The 17,016-nt window shown below is 45.3% G+C and carries 13 protein-coding genes and 3 tRNA genes; 7 read left to right on the forward strand and 9 right to left on the reverse strand.

Annotated features, from left to right (window positions below):
- Window positions 1-108 precede the first annotated feature (108 nt).
- Entirely contained in the window at window positions 109-900 is a 792-nt protein-coding gene (locus ACFQNF_RS03705) for a transporter substrate-binding domain-containing protein (RefSeq protein ID WP_380186194.1), read from the forward strand.
- A gap of 251 nt (window positions 901-1,151) precedes the next feature.
- Window positions 1,152-1,943, forward strand: coding sequence for a transporter substrate-binding domain-containing protein (locus ACFQNF_RS03710; protein WP_380186195.1), 792 nt, complete (start codon window positions 1,152-1,154; stop codon window positions 1,941-1,943).
- A 44-nt stretch (window positions 1,944-1,987) separates the two neighbouring features.
- Here the strand turns inward: ACFQNF_RS03710 and ACFQNF_RS03715 are convergent, their stop codons facing one another.
- From ACFQNF_RS03715 to ACFQNF_RS03735, 5 genes are all read right to left on the reverse strand, one after another.
- On the reverse strand, window positions 1,988-2,398 hold the full coding sequence (locus tag ACFQNF_RS03715) for a DUF3617 domain-containing protein (RefSeq protein ID WP_380186197.1): 411 nt from the start codon (window positions 2,396-2,398) through the stop codon (window positions 1,988-1,990).
- Between the two features lie 146 nt (window positions 2,399-2,544).
- Window positions 2,545-4,260, reverse strand: a complete 1,716-nt coding sequence (locus tag ACFQNF_RS03720; RefSeq protein WP_380186198.1) for a putative bifunctional diguanylate cyclase/phosphodiesterase — start codon at window positions 4,258-4,260, stop codon at window positions 2,545-2,547.
- Window positions 4,261-4,537: 277 nt separating this feature from the next.
- Window positions 4,538-4,613: transfer RNA gene (locus ACFQNF_RS03725), tRNA-Lys, on the reverse strand.
- 585 nt (window positions 4,614-5,198) lie between these two features.
- Window positions 5,199-5,274, reverse strand: a tRNA-Lys gene (locus tag ACFQNF_RS03730).
- 26 nt (window positions 5,275-5,300) lie between these two features.
- Window positions 5,301-5,376, reverse strand: a tRNA-Lys gene (locus ACFQNF_RS03735).
- A gap of 258 nt (window positions 5,377-5,634) precedes the next feature.
- On the opposite strand from ACFQNF_RS03735, the gene gloA reads away from it, so the two are divergent.
- On the forward strand, window positions 5,635-6,018 hold the full coding sequence (gene gloA, locus ACFQNF_RS03740) for a lactoylglutathione lyase (RefSeq protein WP_380186199.1): 384 nt from the start codon (window positions 5,635-5,637) through the stop codon (window positions 6,016-6,018).
- Window positions 6,018-7,421, forward strand: coding sequence for a sodium:proton antiporter (locus ACFQNF_RS03745; protein ID WP_380186458.1), 1,404 nt, complete (start codon window positions 6,018-6,020; stop codon window positions 7,419-7,421). Before gloA ends, ACFQNF_RS03745 begins: the two co-directional genes overlap by 1 nt.
- Window positions 7,422-7,506: 85 nt before the next feature.
- On the opposite strand, the gene ACFQNF_RS03750 is transcribed toward ACFQNF_RS03745, so the two are convergent.
- The 4 genes from ACFQNF_RS03750 to ACFQNF_RS03765 all read right to left on the reverse strand — a co-directional run bounded on the left by ACFQNF_RS03750 (window position 7,507) and on the right by ACFQNF_RS03765 (window position 10,812).
- The gene (locus tag ACFQNF_RS03750; protein WP_380186201.1) at window positions 7,507-8,649 is read right to left on the reverse strand and encodes a toxic anion resistance protein; all 1,143 of its coding nucleotides are present in this window, start codon (window positions 8,647-8,649) and stop codon (window positions 7,507-7,509) included.
- Window positions 8,650-8,657: 8 nt separating this feature from the next.
- Window positions 8,658-9,392 (reverse strand): hypothetical protein, encoded by a 735-nt coding sequence (locus tag ACFQNF_RS03755; RefSeq protein ID WP_380186202.1) that lies wholly within the window; start codon window positions 9,390-9,392, stop codon window positions 8,658-8,660.
- Between the two features lie 2 nt (window positions 9,393-9,394).
- Complete coding sequence (locus ACFQNF_RS03760; protein ID WP_380186203.1) at window positions 9,395-9,985, reverse strand: TerD family protein; 591 nt, start codon at window positions 9,983-9,985, stop codon at window positions 9,395-9,397.
- Window positions 9,986-10,062: 77 nt separating this feature from the next.
- Window positions 10,063-10,812: a VWA domain-containing protein gene (locus ACFQNF_RS03765; RefSeq protein WP_380186204.1), complete on the reverse strand. Its 750-nt coding sequence runs from the start codon at window positions 10,810-10,812 to the stop codon at window positions 10,063-10,065.
- Between the two features lie 622 nt (window positions 10,813-11,434).
- On the opposite strand from ACFQNF_RS03765, the gene ACFQNF_RS03770 reads away from it, so the two are divergent.
- From ACFQNF_RS03770 to ACFQNF_RS03780, 3 genes are all read left to right on the forward strand, one after another.
- Window positions 11,435-13,834, forward strand: a complete 2,400-nt coding sequence (locus ACFQNF_RS03770) for a phosphoketolase family protein (protein ID WP_380186206.1) — start codon at window positions 11,435-11,437, stop codon at window positions 13,832-13,834.
- A gap of 607 nt (window positions 13,835-14,441) precedes the next feature.
- Window positions 14,442-15,242: an inositol monophosphatase family protein gene (locus ACFQNF_RS03775; RefSeq protein ID WP_380186207.1), complete on the forward strand. Its 801-nt coding sequence runs from the start codon at window positions 14,442-14,444 to the stop codon at window positions 15,240-15,242.
- A gap of 468 nt (window positions 15,243-15,710) precedes the next feature.
- On the forward strand, window positions 15,711-16,988 hold the full coding sequence (locus ACFQNF_RS03780) for a NupC/NupG family nucleoside CNT transporter (protein ID WP_380186208.1): 1,278 nt from the start codon (window positions 15,711-15,713) through the stop codon (window positions 16,986-16,988).
- Window positions 16,989-17,016 lie beyond the last annotated feature (28 nt).

Genomic DNA, 17,016 nt, shown 5'->3' on the forward strand with positions numbered 1-17,016 from the left:
CCCAATTGTGGAAATATCCCAAACACATAGAATAAGCAAACACTGATGTACTAGTACAAAGCATTTACTGCTTTGTGTCTGACACTGCCCAAAATTAGGATTCATATAATGAATAAATTCTTACTTGCCACATTGTTTGCTTGTAGTAGCCTGATGGCACATGCCGATTTACTGGATGTGATTAAAGCGCGTGGTGCTTTGGTTGTTGGCGTGCGTGCTGATATCCCTCCTTTTGGCCAAAGAAATAAAAATCAAACAGTTTCTGGTTACGATGTCGATTTCGCTGGTGCGATCGCCAAAAAGCTAGGCGTGAAGCTGGTGGTTCAGGATCTGGATCCTAGCGAGCGTATTTCTGCCGTGAAATCCAACAAAGTGGATGTGCTGGTTGCAACCTTTACGAAAACAGCAGAGCGTGAGCGTGAAGTGAGCTGCAGTATTGGCTATTTTGTCGCCGCCCAAAAAGTACTGTCAAAAAAAGGTAAGTTTCCTACACCGGAATCCTTAGCCAAAGCTAATGTTGGTGTGGCGCGTGGTACTACCGGATCAGATCTGGTGCGTAAGCAATACCCTAAGGCCACTGTGATTGCTTTTGATGATATCCCTGAAGCAGTGCGTTTCCTTGAGGATGGAAAGATTGATGCTGTGGTGGATGACGAGCCTTCTCTGGCGCGTTCTTTAAGCAAGATGTCAAATAAAACTCAATTTGAATTATCTAGCTATGCAAACTCAACTGAGATTTTTGCAATTGCCACCAAGCTGGGTGAAAAACGCCTGATGAGCCTGATTAATGAAACGCTGGTTGAGATGGAAAACAGTGGTGAAGCCGAGCGCATCTTTAATCAATGGTTTGGCCCGCAAACGGCGACACCATTCCCACGTACATTCAAGATTCGCGGTTGATTTAACAACACTCAGTTATAAACATAAGTTTTTATACTGAGTGTTTTTGTTGCTCTATTGTAAGTAACCAAGCTAGCCAGTTAGTGAAGTTATGTATTGTGGTGTTTTTGAACGCATGCACAGCGGGATAAATTATACAGTTGGCGATTACCGCAGTATGACGGTCGTGGCGAAAGCGCTTTAAGATTAGCTATCTCTAATCTGATACGGCAATGAAGTGCAGGTTTTTGTGCTATTGCCCGGAGCTTGTTATGCAACGATTACTTTTGGCTGGTTTACTTAGTGTTTGCAGCATAGTGGCGCATGCTGATTTGCTCGATACGATCAAAGCGCGAGGCACGGTGATTGTCGGTGTTTCCGCAGATGTACCTCCGTTTGGGCAAAGAAATAAAAACCGTACTGTTTCAGGTTATGACGTTGATTTTGCAGCGGCGATTGCTAAAAAAATAGGGGTGAAGCTGGTTGTACAGGATGTCGATCCGGCAGAGCGAATTCCCAGTATAAAAACAGGCAAGGTTGATGTGATTGTGGCGGCTTTTACTAAAACGCCGGAGCGTGAACGTGAAGTGGCCTGCAGTATTGGATATTTCGTTGCTTCGCAAAAAGCATTGAGCAAAAAAGGGAAGTATCCTACTGCAGAATCACTGGCTAAATCGCGGATTGCCGTATCACGTGGTACGACAGGAGAAGATCTGTCCAGAAAGCTTTACCCTAAGGCAAATATCACGGCCTTTGCTGATATATCTGATGCAGTTAGATCTTTAGAGCAGGGCGGTGTGGATGCGGTGATGGATGATGAGCCTACCTTGGCGGGCGCTTTAAACACCATGACAACAAAAGCACAGTATGAATTGTCCAGCTTTGCCAATGCCACTGAAATTCTTTCTGTCGCCGTGAAGCTCAATGAAAAGCGCCTGCTTAATCTGATTAATGAAACACTGCTGGAAACTGAAAAAAGCGGTGAAGCAGAGCTGATCTTTAATCGCTGGTTTGGGCCGCAAACCAATACCCCTTTCCTGCGTACATTCCGTATTCAGAGCTAATTGTAAAAACAGGGGGGCAAATTGCGCCCCTGTTTTTTTCCGCCTTATTTGCAATCTCCTAGCCGCTTTGCGCTTCCTTTTAAGACCATTGTTTTACCCTGAGCCTGAATATGGTGCTGGTATTGATCGCTGTCTCTTGCTGCACTAAATTGAATCACACTATGCATTGTTGATGTCTGTGGCTGGCGGCATTGCATATCCATGGTTACGGTATTGCCGCTATAGCTTATTTTGGCGGCATCACAATGCTGCGGTGGTTTTTGCCCCATCTGCTGCCAAGTGCCCAGCTTATCTTTGGATAAGCAAGTCGACATAATCATTGTTCCTGCCTTGGAATCGAAGCGCATATTGCCTTGCTGCATTTGCTTGAGCATTTCCGGTGTCATTTTGCTCATCGCTGCTTTTTGCTCAACAGGCATTTCGCTGGTGATTTCCCATTGGCCTATCTGGGGCATAAGCTCAGCAGCAAAGCTTGTAGAGCTAAGCAAAATAGAGGGCGCGCATCATGATGCTCCAATCAAGGGATAAGCCGTTATAGACTGGCGCAAGCATTGCTTTTAAAAAGAGTTAAATAGGGAGCGCTTAAAAGCTTATTCGGCGATTAGGGCTGGTGCTCTTTCAGGTAGTGCACCACTTGTGCGCTTTCAAGCGGATGGCAGAACCAATAACCCTGTGCATATAAAACGCCTTGCTCAAGTAACCATTGTGCTTCTTCTGGCGTTTCTACTCCTTCAGCAATGACTTCTAATTCTAAAGCTCCGGCTAAATCGAGCAGGGCACTGCATACCTTCTGATGAGCATTATTATTGGGTACGTTTTGAATTAAACTGCGATCAAATTTTAATTTAGAAAGGCCTAATTGGGAGATGATCGATAAATTAGAATAGCCCGTTCCAAAATCATCCATATACAAAGGAATGTCTGCCGCGCATAAAGCTTGAATGCTTTCTAATGCTTGATTTTGCATGAGGGTTGATTCTGTTAGCTCTAGCGCAATATTGCTGCGTAAATGGACTGGTAAAAGGTTTAATCGCTCAATGACGGAATCGGCAAAGCTGGGGATTTCTAATTGTAGTGCAGAGACATTCACTGATACCGGCACTAAGGGCAGGCCTGATTGATCCCAATAGCTAAGCTCGGCAATCGCTTGATCTAAAGCCCATTCACCAATTGCACAGATAATGCCGGTTTGTTCTGCAAAGGGAATAAAGTCGCAGGGGCGGATTTCTCCTCGTTCTGGGTGATGCCATCGTAATAGGGCCTCAAAGCCGATCAGTTTTTGAGTAGAGAGGGCGATTTGTGGTTGATAGACTAGTCTGAACTGCTGATTGATTAATGCGCTGCGTAAATCCCGCTCTAATTCTAATTGTCTGACGGCTTGGGTAGCCATATGAGTTTCAAAGCGGCGTATATGTCCTCGCCCTAATGCTTTGCCTTCATAGAGTGCCACATCGGCGTGTTTTAATAATTGCTCTGCCGAAGTGCCATCGTTGGGAAAATCCACTTGCCCTGCAGTAAATGTCTGCTCAAACTTCAAGCCTTCAATGATGATCGGGATGTTTAAAAGCCCCATTAAGGCCTGATTAATGGCGTGAGCGTGATTGAGCGCATCAAGCAATACAAACTCATCACCGCCCAAGCGAAATACCTCTGAGCCTAAGCTACTGAGATTGCTGGCGACTTGTGTGAGCGCCTGATCGCCTGCTTGATGCCCCAGAGCGTCATTAATGCGCTTAAAGTGGTCTAAATCAATCAGCCAAACGCAAAATGGTTGGGCGGCCTTGATCTTTTGGGTGAGCTGCTGGGCTAAGAAGGTGCGATTACCTAGCTGAGTGAGCGGGTCGTGGTGAGCAAGCCAGAATAAACGTTCTTCGGCGGTTTTTCGCTCACTGATATCACGGGCAATACCCGCTGTGCCAATAACGTTGCCGCGCAAATATACAGGGACTTTGATTAGCTCCATCCAGCGAGTGCCATCCTGAATGTGCTCAAAATTATTCTCGGAGCGCATTGTTTTTGCGCTGTTCATGACACGTTGATCATCTGCCTGATAACTGGCTGCTAAATTAGGCGGGGAAAGGGCGTAATCATCCTTACCTATGAGCCATTTTGGGTCTGCAATACCCCATATATTGCGAAAGGCCTGATTAACAATCACAAAGCGGCTTTGTTTATCTTTGACCCAGGCTAAATCCGGAATGCTGTCGAGCAGTGCCTGATAGCGCTGACTATCCCTTAGCAAGCGACGAATTAAAATAATCGCCATCACCAGAAATACCAATAAAATGGCACTAAGGGTTCCTAGCAGGCCAAGCATTCAAATATCCTTATACTACTGATGTGATGAGCTCAGGCTCGATACTTAAAAATTAATATCTAAGTACTTTTTTAAAAAGATTAAAAATATAGTCTTTGGATCACATTAAATACTAACTTAAACCCGCTGAATTTGTAAAAAACTACAGTTAATCAAAGAAAAATAATAAAGTGGCAGTGTGGGATATGAGCTTGGGGGAAGGAGGCAGGGATACAGAAGGCTTGCTGAAAAACAAAAAGCCCAATCTGAAGATTGGGCTTTTTGTATACTTAATACTTGGTGGGTCGTGCGGGATTCGAACCTGCGACAAATGGATTAAAAGTCCACTGCTCTACCAACTGAGCTAACGACCCGCTCTAAAGAGATGCGGATTATAGCTGATATATTTAGCTTGTCAAATGCTTTTGAAAAATAAATACTTTAGTGAGCAGGAAATGTTTGTTGTTGCTTGCTCTTGTTCTGGGGTGTTCTTGACCTTTACACCCCTGTGGCAGAGCGCCGGCATCCCTGCATAGATTACTTTGCTACTTTATAAACTTGCGATTGATATGAAATACAAGCACCTAGGCATTTTAACTCCGTACAGCCCCTCCGCCTGCGAGGGTTTTTCCTCGCCAAGACCGGGCTTGGCTGGAAAACGGCCATTCACTGCGTTATGCTCCTCGGAAATAACCCGTTATTGTCTTCGTAGTATGCCTTGTGCCTAGCTGTTTTCCGGCTCAGCACAATTGTGAATGAAGGGTTAACAGACTCTATTGATGCGCGTTAGCGGAAAGTGCCGAGGCTAATGAGCTGCAGACAGCGCATTTGTTGGGCTTCATTCATGGGTAAGATCTGTGGCTGGGCAGCTTAAGGCGGCTGTAATTGTAATCGATGAATGGGGGGGGGTAAAACGACAGCCAACAAAAAACCCAATCATTTTTGATTGGGTTGTTTTTTGGTGGGCTGTGACAGATTCGAACTGTCGACCTACGGATTAAGAGTCCGCTGCTCTACCAGCTGAGCTAACAGCCCTAAATCTTTTATCTGAGTGGAGTGAGTGGTGGGTCGTGCGGGATTCGAACCTGCGACAAATGGATTAAAAGTCCACTGCTCTACCAACTGAGCTAACGACCCGCTCGCACTTCAGAGAGGACGCATTGTAATGTATTGAGATTTTGTGTCAACCCTTAGGCAGCAAAAATAAGCTTTAAATAACTAAGTTAATCGCTTACTTACTGATTTTACAGGTGTTTTTTGTAAGGTGAATGGGTGTATCGATTGGCTTTGGCTAAAGCTACAAGGGCAAAAAATCGTGAATTTATGCCGTGGCCTTAATACAGCAAGGCAATAGAAACACGGTAAACTTAAGTTTTCTTGAATTGGACAATCGTCATGCGCTTGTTGCATACCATGCTCCGTGTGGGCAATTTGGAACTATCTATTCAGTTTTATACCGAAGTATTAGGGATGCGTTTATTGCGCAGCAAAGATTTTCCCGAGGGGCGCTTTACTTTGGCATTTTTAGGCTACGAAGATGAAGCCAGCGGTACAGTGCTTGAGCTCACTCATAATTGGGATACCGCACAATATGATCTTGGCAATGCATATGGACATATCGCCATTGAAATAGACGATATTTTTGCCTGTTGTAACGATGTACGCCAAAAAGGCGGTAAGGTGGTTCGCGAGCCGGGTCCAATGAAGCATGGCACTACGATTATTGCTTTTGTTGAGGATCCGGATGGTTACAAAATCGAATTTATCCAAAAGTCATGATGAAAAAAAACTTACTTCTTGCTTTAAGTCTGCTGCCTGGCGTTGCGCTGGCGGCAGATTTTGATGGTGCTAGCTTAAGCTTGCTTTGGGCGCTGCCTTTTGTGGGTATTTTGCTCTCAATTGCGCTATTCCCGCTGTTTGCACCGCATTTTTGGCACAGCCATTTTGGCAAGGTCACCGCTTTTTGGGTGGCATGTCTTTTACTGCCGTTTACCATGGTGTTTGGCTTATCTACATCGCTGGGCGTGATTGCGCATGCGATGATTGCTGAATATATTCCCTTTATCTTGATTTTATTTGCCCTGTACACCATTTCGGGTGGGATTTTAGTGTGGGGAAACTTGCACGGTTCTCCCAAACTTAATACCGCTCTTTTAGCTTTAGGCACGGTATTGGCATCGATTATGGGAACGACTGGCGCGGCGATGCTCTTGATTCGTCCCTTAATTAAAGCCAATGACAACCGCAAACATAATGTGCACGTGGTGGTGTTCTTTATTTTCTTGGTGGCGAATATTGGTGGTGGTTTAACCCCTTTGGGTGATCCTCCCTTGTTTCTGGGTTTTTTAAAGGGTGTAGATTTTTTCTGGACCTTTAGCCATATGCTGCCCTTAGTGGCTTTTGCCGCTGCTGTATTGCTGACGGTGTTTTATTTTATTGATAGCTATTACTTCAAAAAAGAAGGCGAGCTGGAAATTGATAAAACCAAAGATAAGCCGATTAAAATTCATGGCAAATTCAATTTCTTTTTGATCGCAGCGGTGGTGGCATCGGTGGTGATGTCGGGTGTGTGGAAGCCAGGAATTAGTTGGAATATTGCGGGTACTGAGCTGGCGATTCAGGATTTAATGCGCGATTTAATTCTGCTGGCTTTAGCACTGCTTTCTTTAAAGTTCACTCCCAAGCCTGTGCGGGCCGGTAATGACTTTAATTGGGGCCCTATTCTAGAAGTGGCTAAATTATTTGCCGGTATTTTTATTGTAATGGCTCCGGCAATTGCAATTTTGCGGGCGGGAGAGGCAGGGCATTTAGCGCCTCTGGTCAATACAGTGAGTAATGCGAGTGGTGGCCCAATTGATTATATGTATTTCTGGATGACAGGTTTACTCTCTGCCTTCCTGGATAATGCACCAACTTATCTAGTGTTCTTTAATCTGGCTCATGGCGATGCGGTGCAAATGATGGGCCCGATGGCTTCTACCTTGCTGGCTATTTCGGCAGGCTCGGTATTTATGGGCGCATTAAGCTATATTGGTAATGCACCGAACTTTATGGTGAAGGCAGTTGCTGAAGATCGTGGTATTAAAATGCCAAGCTTCTTTGGCTATATGGCTTGGTCTTGCGCGATTCTTTTACCGTTATTTGTAGTAATGACTTTAATTTTCTTTAGTCATTCGTTTTAAAATAAAAAGCCCCGCTGCAAAAACAGCGGGGCTTTTTACTAATAGCAATGAGTAATCGTAAAACTTTGGCTTTAAATGCTTTGGATTATTGCTTTAAAGTTTGTTTTAATTCGGCATCCATCCGCATCAGCTCTTGGGTTGTTTTGGCTCGCTGCTGGCTGCGCTGTTCGGCCAATTGGATTTTTTGCCTGATCATATTAATGGTTTTATCTTGCACATGTTGCAGCGTATTCACATCTACAGCCTGCCTTTGTAGTGCGGTTTCAGCGCCAATTACATTGTCGTGAATTTGATCTGCTGCCCGTTTCATTGAAGATTGAATTTGATCTTTAACGCGGTTACTAATCTCTAAATTAGCTTTTTGTCGCAGGCTGAGTAAACCCATGCTGATATCCGTTCCCCATGCGGGAATCGCGTTTTCCAGCAAGGAGCGAAAATCATCGGTAATCCCACGATTTGCGTCTTCTAGGCCCTTGATTTGAAATGCGCGTAATTTGGCCTGATGGATTTGCAGCTCAATTGTTTCTGCCCTGCGGGTTAAGCGATCTACCCGTTGCCGTTGCCCGGCAATTTGCATCGGGTCGTTAGGATCAAGCGCTGCCAACTTTTGCTGCTCTTCGGCCAGCACAACGCCGATGGCGGGCAGGATTTGCTCTAGGGCGCGCATATCGGCCAGATTGGCCTCGTAAGCGTTGCTTAGCCATTGGTTATCGGTTTCCATGACGCGCAGGCGATTGCGCATATCGTTGCAAATTTTGTCGATTTGCCCTTTTGCGCTATCAAACGCTTGCACAACATCTACTTTTGCCACTTTTAAAGTGCGTTTCAGGCGGTTAACCAGCCCGTTTAAGCCGCTAGGCTCGCCGAGCTGATCGTAGTGCACGGTGGTCATCAGCTTCAGCACATCATTCATCCCACGGCCAAAATCGCCGGTATCACTGGCGCGTGTTTTAGCTAGTAGCTGGTCGGATAAATTAACCAATTGCTGAGTTTGCCTGTTGCCGATTTCCTCGAGCTGCTCGTTTCCTAATTGGCGAATCTGTGCCACTAAGGCGGGATCTGCAACTGGGGCTGAGGTCGCTGCGGGATCGACAGCTGCAGGGGCTGCCACTTCTGATGGCTGAATAACATTTAACACGGTGTTTACGGTTTGGTTTACTTCGCTAGTTTGAGGGCTTGGGCTTGGGCCTGGTGTTGGGCTACCAAATAAATCTTTATATTGCGACATGGTGATCCTCAGAGTTTTTGCTGAATATTGACGACTAATAGAGATAGAAAATGAGTGCGCCAGTTTTCAATATCGTGTAATTGCTCGCCTAGTTGGGCGGTGAGTTGTCGTGTTGATGCCGCTTGCAGGGCCAGAATTTGTGCTTGTGTCAGAATACGGTTAAGTAGCTGATCTTCTGGCGCTAATACAAGTAGCGCATCTGTTTTTAAAACATGCGCCAAGCGATCTAAATAATCGGTTTGGCGTAGTAATTCGTCGATATCATTTTGTAAAAACAGATCTGGTTTTAATTCTTGCCGCATAAATAATTGCAACTGATCGATTAAGTGATGTGCCTGCGTCTTATCTATCGTTGTTTTTCTGAATAATATGCTGCGTTTGGGATTGATTGCGGCTTGTAAATCATCTGCTTGGCGCTTGGCTTCAGTAAATATCGTATTTAATAGATTTTCACGGCTTTTAACGGATTGGGTGAGATCGATTACACGGTGCATTAATTGCTCGCTGGCTTGAGTTAATTCTGCATAACGCAGATTAACGCCTTCAGTGCTGGCAATTGTTGTTGGTGCAAGGAGGGCTGGGCTTAAATCTGCCTTAGCAGGCACGGCGCTGCTGATTTGCCCGGCAAATAGATCAGTCAATGCTTCGGCAACGGGGGCTGTTTGGGGAGCAGCAGGCTGCTCCCCAAACAGGTCGCGCATTGGGGCTGAAGGAGCACCAAATAAATCGCGATACCCAGACATGATTAGCCTTGATAGCCAAATAGCTGGAAGAAATCAGGCAGTTCTTTGCCCGGATAGCCTTGGCTTACGTTTTCTACTGTCCAAATCTGATTTTTCTTGCGGATACTTGCAAATAAGCAGCCCGTAGAGCCAGCGTCCAGCGCTGCAAGCTTAGCTGAGGCTAAGAGCTCATTGGTTTTATTATTAAAGATTTGCATTGTGGCATCGGCAACCTCTGCAAAGCTTTGCCCACGCTCGATGGCTTTATCGATGGAGCCAACAATGGCGATCAAATCGCAATTGCTTGGCAGGGCATTAAAGCGGATCAAGATGATTTCATCAGGCTCATCGCCGTCACCCGTACGATCATCGCCAGCTAAGTGCTCCATAGATGGTGTTTTTTGCTGGCCCCAATAGCAGATATGACTTACTTCGGTGATGGTTCCCATTGGGCCACCACCGTTGCTATTGAGGGGGAAGGCGCTAGCGTCCAGATCATAGCTGCCTTTGCTGCTATTTTTGGGCGGAGACCAAGATAGCTCAAGGCGGACTTCTTGTAATGGTTCACTGTTTTTTGTGAGCGGCAAGCTGCCGCCTTTAGTCATGGGGAGCATTTTTTATCCTTACATTGGTTTAATGTTGAATCAAATCTTAAAACGGTAGGCTTGGCTGCCGCTTAATTCAGCCAATATTACACTTTATATTCAGCGGGTAATTGCTCAAACCAGCGCTTAAATTCAGTATCAAAAATACGATCATAAAGTTGGTCTGTCGATAGGTTGGCTAATTCAGTTAAGCGATGAAATGTGCAGCCTTCTACTTCTTTAGCGGCTTTTTGCATCAAATTAAACTTTACATTTTTATCCGAGTTTGCACCAATTAATGCGACAAAAGTACCAATCTCAGCCAGCTCTTTTAATTGAGAAATAAAATTCTGAGCCGAACCCATATCTTCGCCATCGGAAACAAATAAAACTAAAAATGCTTCTTTTTTCTCTACGGTTTTTTTCTTGCCAAAGCCAAATAAGCCTTTGAGCATGCCACCTAGTGATTTCTCCATGGCTTCGCTTTTAAGTAAAGCTTCTAGCGCCTTAGCATAATCGGTAGAGCCCCATAAAATAGGCTTGGCACGCTGTAAGAATTCAGTGCGTATCCCTTCTGCCCCATCAACCGAATAGTCACCCGTATCGAGTGCGCGATCAGAAAAGCCAATAATCTGAATGTTACGGTCTGGATCAATGACGCCTGCAATTGCGAGCGCAGCAGTAAAAAATGGATCAACAATATAGCTGCCATTGGCTAATTGTTTGGTGAACTCATCTTTAAATGAGCCACTTACATCAGCAAACAGTTTCATATTGATTTTAAAGCTTGGTGGCACATTCTGCTTTTGTAAAACTAAACGAACTTTTTCCTGCTCTTTCGCCATAGGCAAGCTCATAGATTGCTCCAATCATTTAATATAAGAAAAATGGGGGTGTAAGGCGTGCCATGTGCCATCTTATCTGCACTTGCTAGTATAAATAAGCCGTTTTGAAAATGGCTTGGCTACTAGTGTGGGCATGATATACAGGCTTTTTTACTTTAAATTTACGCAACATTGCCAAGTTACCGGAACAATAAATAAAGAGCAAGTAAGGCATAGCGCTGCTTAGATCGATACTTATTGCTGATAAATTCTTGCCTGAACTGCATTCCAATTCCAATTAATATAATTATATTTAACTAAAGATGTGTTTTATTTAAAACATAACGCTATTTATTTTAAATAAACAGCCAGTTAATAAAATATAATGTGTCTTCTTTATGCCGCTTTGTTTTTTAAAATAAGGGGTGTATACGCCATATTATATTTAATGCGATGGTATTTTTTGTTGTTTTGGAAAAAATCAGGAACAAATCGCCCTTTGGGCTGTCTGTACTAAGGTGAAAAACTTATTGTGTTCTATTTTAAACAGATTTGATTTTTGTCATGCAGACTGAAATAGCAATCATGTACAGTGAGCTTCAACAGATGAAATTCTTAACGATTTACTGATTAGCAACTCTCAACGAGGTGTTCCGTGACTCAACAGCTATCTCTTGCACAAATCGACAAAATGCACGCTTACTGGCGTGCGGCTAATTACCTTTCTGTTGGCCAAATTTATTTGTTAGATAATCCGCTTCTTACCGAGCAACTGAAGTTTGCTCATATCAAGCCACGTTTGTTGGGCCACTGGGGCACAACGCCCGGTCTGAATTTTATTTATGTACACGCCAATCGCATTATTAAACAACGCAAAAGCCCGATGATTTACATCACTGGTCCTGGCCATGGCGGCCCAGGTTTGGTGGCAAATACTTATCTAGAAGGCAGCTACGAAGAGTTTTATCCACATATCGACCGCACAGCGGCAGGTATGCAACGCCTGTTTAAGCAATTCTCCTTCCCACGCGGTATTCCTTCGCACGTAGCCCCAGAAACTCCGGGCTCGATGCACGAAGGCGGCGAGTTGGGTTATTCGCTTTCACACGCCTTTGGTGCAGCATTTGATAATCCAACTCAAACGGTGATTGCCGTTGTGGGTGATGGCGAAGCTGAAACTGGCCCGCTGGCTGCATCTTGGCACTCTAATAAATACCTGCACCCAGTGAATGATGGTTTTGTGCTGCCTATCTTGCATTTGAATGGCTACAAGATTGCTAATCCAACACTGCTGTCCCGTATTAGCCACGAAGAAATTACCAAGATGTTCGAAGGTTTTGGTTACAAGCCGCACTTTGTTGAGCTGAAAACCGAAACATTCAATGAAAAGAATGAATCATTCACCGAGATCCACCAAAAAATGGCGGCGACCATGGATCTGTGTATGGCCGAGCTGGATGCGATTCGTGCTAAAGCACAGGCGGAAATGGATGCTGGTCAGCCCATCGTTCGCCCACGCTACCCAATGATTGTGATGCGTACGCCTAAAGGCTGGACTGGCCCGAAAGAAATTAAGGGCAAGAAAGTTGAAGATTACTGGCGCAGCCATCAAGTGCCGTTCTCTGATATCGATGAAGAAAACGTTCACAACTTAGAAAACTGGATGAAGAGCTATCGTCCAGAAGAATTATTTAATACCGATGGTTCGTTCAAGGCCGAGCTGGCTGAATTAGCACCGGAAGGCGCATTGCGCATGGGTTCTAACCCAGTGGTGCACGGTCAGGAATCAAAAGATCTGCGCATGCCAGATTTCCGCAAATATGCGGTTACTTTTGACAAGCCAGGTACAGTGAACGCAGAAGCCACTCGCGTGATGGGTAAATTCCTGCGCGATGTGATGGTAGAAAACGAAGAGCAAAAGAATTTCCGCATCTTTGGGCCGGATGAAACTGCATCTAACCGCTGGAACGATGTGTTTGATGTATCAGGCAAAACTTGGTTTGCTGATTACCTTGAAGCCGATAAAAACAATGACTTCTTGGCGCAAGATGGCCGCGTGATGGAAATCTTGTCTGAGCACACTTGCCAAGGCTGGCTGGAAGCGTACAACTTGACCGGCCGTCACGGCTTCTTTAGCTGCTACGAAGCGTTTATCCACGTGATTGATTCGATGTTTAACCAGCACGCAAAATGGCTGAAAACAACGCGCACCATCAACTGGCGTAAACCGTTGCCATCGCTTAATTACCTGCTCACATCGCATGTATGGCGTCAGGATCACAACGGGTTTAGCCATCAAGATCCAGGTTTCCTTGATCATGTGATCAACAAGCGTGCCGAAGTGATCCGTGTTTACCTGCCTGCAGATGCCAACACCCTGCTCAGCGTCACCGATCATGTATTACGCAGCCGTCACTATGTAAACGTAGTGGTTGCCGGTAAGCAGCCAGCGTTGCAATACCTGACCATGGATCAAGCCATTACCCATTGCACTAAGGGTCTGGGGATTTGGGACTGGGCGTCTAATGATCAAGGCGGCGAACCAGATGTAGTGATAGCTTGCGCGGGTGAAGTACCGACTATGGAAGCCTTGGCTGCAACTGATTTGCTGCGCCAGCACTTCCCTGATCTGAAAATCCGCTTTGTAAACGTCTGCGATTTGATGACCTTGCAGCCAGAAAAAGAGCACTCACACGGCTTATCAGATCGTGAGTTTGATTCGCTGTTTACAACTGATAAGCCCGTGATGTTTGCCTTCCACGGCTACCCATGGCTGATTCACCGCCTGACTTACCGTCGCAATGGTCACAGCAATATTCATGCACGTGGTTATATCGAAGAAGGCTCGACCTCTACACCGTTTGATATGGTGGTGGTGAACAAGCTAGATCGCTATAACTTAGCTATCGACGTGATTGATCGTGTGCCATCTTTGCAAAAAATCGGCGCACATGTTCGTCAAAAACTGTCGGATAAATTGGCAGAACACGGCCAATACATCGCAGAACACGGCGACGATATGCCAGAAGTTAAAAACTGGAAGTGGCCTTATTAATTAGCGGTGTTTAGCTGATTAAAACCCACAAAAACCGCTCCTCTGATGGGGGAGCGGTTTTTTTATGGGTGGGATCTTTTGTAGGGCGGGTGAAACCCGCCGTTTTTGTTCACAAAAGTTTAAAAGATCTTTTTAGTGCCTTCGGCACGTTGATTTTGGTGCGGCATCCCCGCGGGGACTCACTTTCTTGAACGGCCAAGAAAGTAAGCAAAGAAGGCCGCCCCGACCAGCACGAAAGCCCCTCACTGCGGATAATCGGCTCGGCGACAAAGGCTAACCCCTTTGCCGAAACCCCGATCCGCTTATTCCTCGTTTCGGCGTGCTTCAAGGGGATTTTTAAGCCCCGTGCCGAGAGCGTGGTTATTACGTTTTTTGCTGTTTGTTATCGAAAGACCAAATTGTCTAGTGCACATGGGGTTTCACCCGTCCTATGAGTCGTTATTTTTACTAACGTGCAGCAGATGCTATGACAAATACCCAGCCTAATGTGTATAGGTAAAAAAACTAGCCCTCCTTCCCTACACATATTCCCCAACGTTTTTTTATGTGCACATGCAACAAAGTGGGCTTGGGGCCTTACAATGAGGGGTAAACAAGGGAGAAAGCTGTGAGCGATTTTGAGCGTTTATCTGATCTGGTGGCTTTGGCTAGGCGCGTGGCGGCTGATGAAATCATGCCGCGTTTTCAGCAGGTGGCGTCGAGCCGTAAACAAGATGGCAGTCTCTTTACCGAGGCGGATATGGCGTCGCAAGCAGCTTTGCAGCGTGAGCTCCCTAAAATTATAAATTGCCCTGTGCTGGGCGAGGAAATGAGCGTTGCCGAGCAAAAGGCGCTGTGGGAAAACCATGCGGATGGGCTGTGGATAGTGGACCCGATTGATGGCACAACTAATTTTGTACATGGTTTGCCGCATTTTTCGGTATCGATTGCGCTCTTTCGCCAAGGCCGGCCTGTGTTGGGCGTGGTGTATGTACCCGCTTTGGATGAGTGTTTTTCCGCTGCGGCAGGTTATGGCGCGTGGATGAATGAGCGCTCTTTGCCGCTACGCACCGAGATACCTAAGTCTTTGTGTGAGGCGGTGGCGGCGGTGGAGCCTAAGTATTTAGGCGGGCGCTTGCCAGCGCGGGTGGTGAGCGTGGCCCCTTTCAGCAGCTTGCGCAATTATGGATCGTCGACTATCGATTGGTGCTGGCTGGCAGCAGGGCGTACCGATTTAATGCTGCATGGCTCGCAAAAATTATGGGATTACGCGGCAGGGGTTTTGATTTTATTAGAATCCGGAGGGCAAATTGCCAGTATCCACCATGACAATTATTGGCAGGATCATATCTGGCAAAGATCAGTGGTAGCCGCACGCTGCCCATCCTTATTTAAGCCATGGTTGGAATGGGTTAAAAATAATCGCTGAGCTACTTTTAATGAAATAAATAGATTCAGATTTCCCCTATTTAAAATGTCAGGCTTTGCTTGATTTTGTTTAAAAAAAGTGGCCATATTTAATCGGCGAAAAAAGGCACATACCCTATGGGTTGTGCCTTTTTTGATTTCTCTCAAATAAAACAGTAAATGCTATTGCTTACAATGTATGAAAAAATAAAACAAAGAAAATTGATTTTTTCTGATAATTGGCAGAGAAATTTAGCTTTTTTTACTTAAAAAGCATTAATATGTGCAGCTTTTTTTGAAAAATGACTACTTTACTTACATAGGCTGATTTGCTAAACATTCATTCTTTTTTGGGTGGTCGACGTATAAGTGAAACACCTTATTTCTTCAAATATTGCCAAGCCTATATTGCAGGCAGAGTGAAAACCCGTAAAAAACAAGCCGCAGCGCACGCTAAATAAAGCGGTATGTGAAATTTCAGGAGACGAAGATGTTAGAAGTTGGACGCAGCCTAATCGGTATCGCTGTTCTATTATTGATTGCTTTTGCACTTTCAATGAATAGAAAAGCAATTAAACCCCGCGTTATTATCGCCGCATTATTAACACAGATTTCAATTGGTGCAATTGTACTTTTTATCCCGCTTGGTAAAGATATTTTACTCAATGTGGCTAATGCCGTGAATCATGTATTGGAATACGGCAATCATGGTATCGCCTTTTTATTCGGCGGTTTAGTCGATAAAAAAATGTTTGAGGTCTTTGGCAACGGCGGGTTTGTATTTGCATTCCGTGTATTGCCGATGATTATTTTTATGACTTCATTTATTTCAGTGCTTTACTACCTCGGTGTAATGCGCTGGATTGTGACCATTTTAGGCACGATCTTTCAAAAGCTGTTGGGCGTGAGCAAGCTGGAATCTTTTTCAGCGGTAACGACTATTTTCTTGGGTCAAAGCGAAATGCCTGCGGTGGTTAAGCCGTTTATGAAAACCATGAGCGGCCCGGAGCTGTTTGCGGTGATGTCGAGTGGTATGGCTGCGATTGCTGGCTCGGTATTGGCGGGTTATGCAGGCCTTGGCGTGCGTATGGAATACCTGATTGCCGCTTCATTTATGGCAATTCCAGGTGGTTTGTTATTTGCCAAAATCATTTGTCCAAGCACCGAAGAAAGCACAGTAGAAATTAAAGACCTGACTTTTGACGACGAGCGCCCGGCTAATCTGATCGAAGCGGGTGCCGCAGGTGCCTCGGTGGGTTTGAAAATTGCACTGAATGTAGGCGCGATGTTGCTGGCGTTTATTGGCTTGATTGCGCTGGTCAATGGCTTGGTTGCAGGTGTTGGCGGTTTGTTTGGCCATCCTGAATACAATCTGGAATTGATTCTGGGTTATGTGTTCTCGCCATTGGCTTACTTAATTGGTGTGCCTTGGGAACATGCGGCGCTGGCGGGTAACTTCCTTGGCCAAAAAATGATCTTGAACGAGTTTGTGGCCTTTGTTGGTTTGGCTCCTTACCTTAAAGACGCGGCATCGGTAACGGCTGCTGGCTTGCAAGTATTGGATGCTAAAACACTGGCGATTCTGTCTTTTGCGCTGTGTGGCTTTGCCAATTTCTCGTCGATTGCTATTTTGGCCGGTGGTTTTGGCTCGGTAGCGCCAGAGCGCCGTTCCGAAGTAAGCCGTTATGGCTTGCGCGTGGTGGCTGCTGCAACGCTGTCTAATTTGATGAGTGCAACGATTGCTGGTTTGTTTATTAGCATGGCTTAAGGTTTTAAAGCAGGCTCTGTTGATTTGT

Source organism: Iodobacter arcticus (assembly GCF_042664895.1).
Classification (GTDB): Bacteria; Pseudomonadota; Gammaproteobacteria; order Burkholderiales; family Chitinibacteraceae; genus Iodobacter; species Iodobacter arcticus.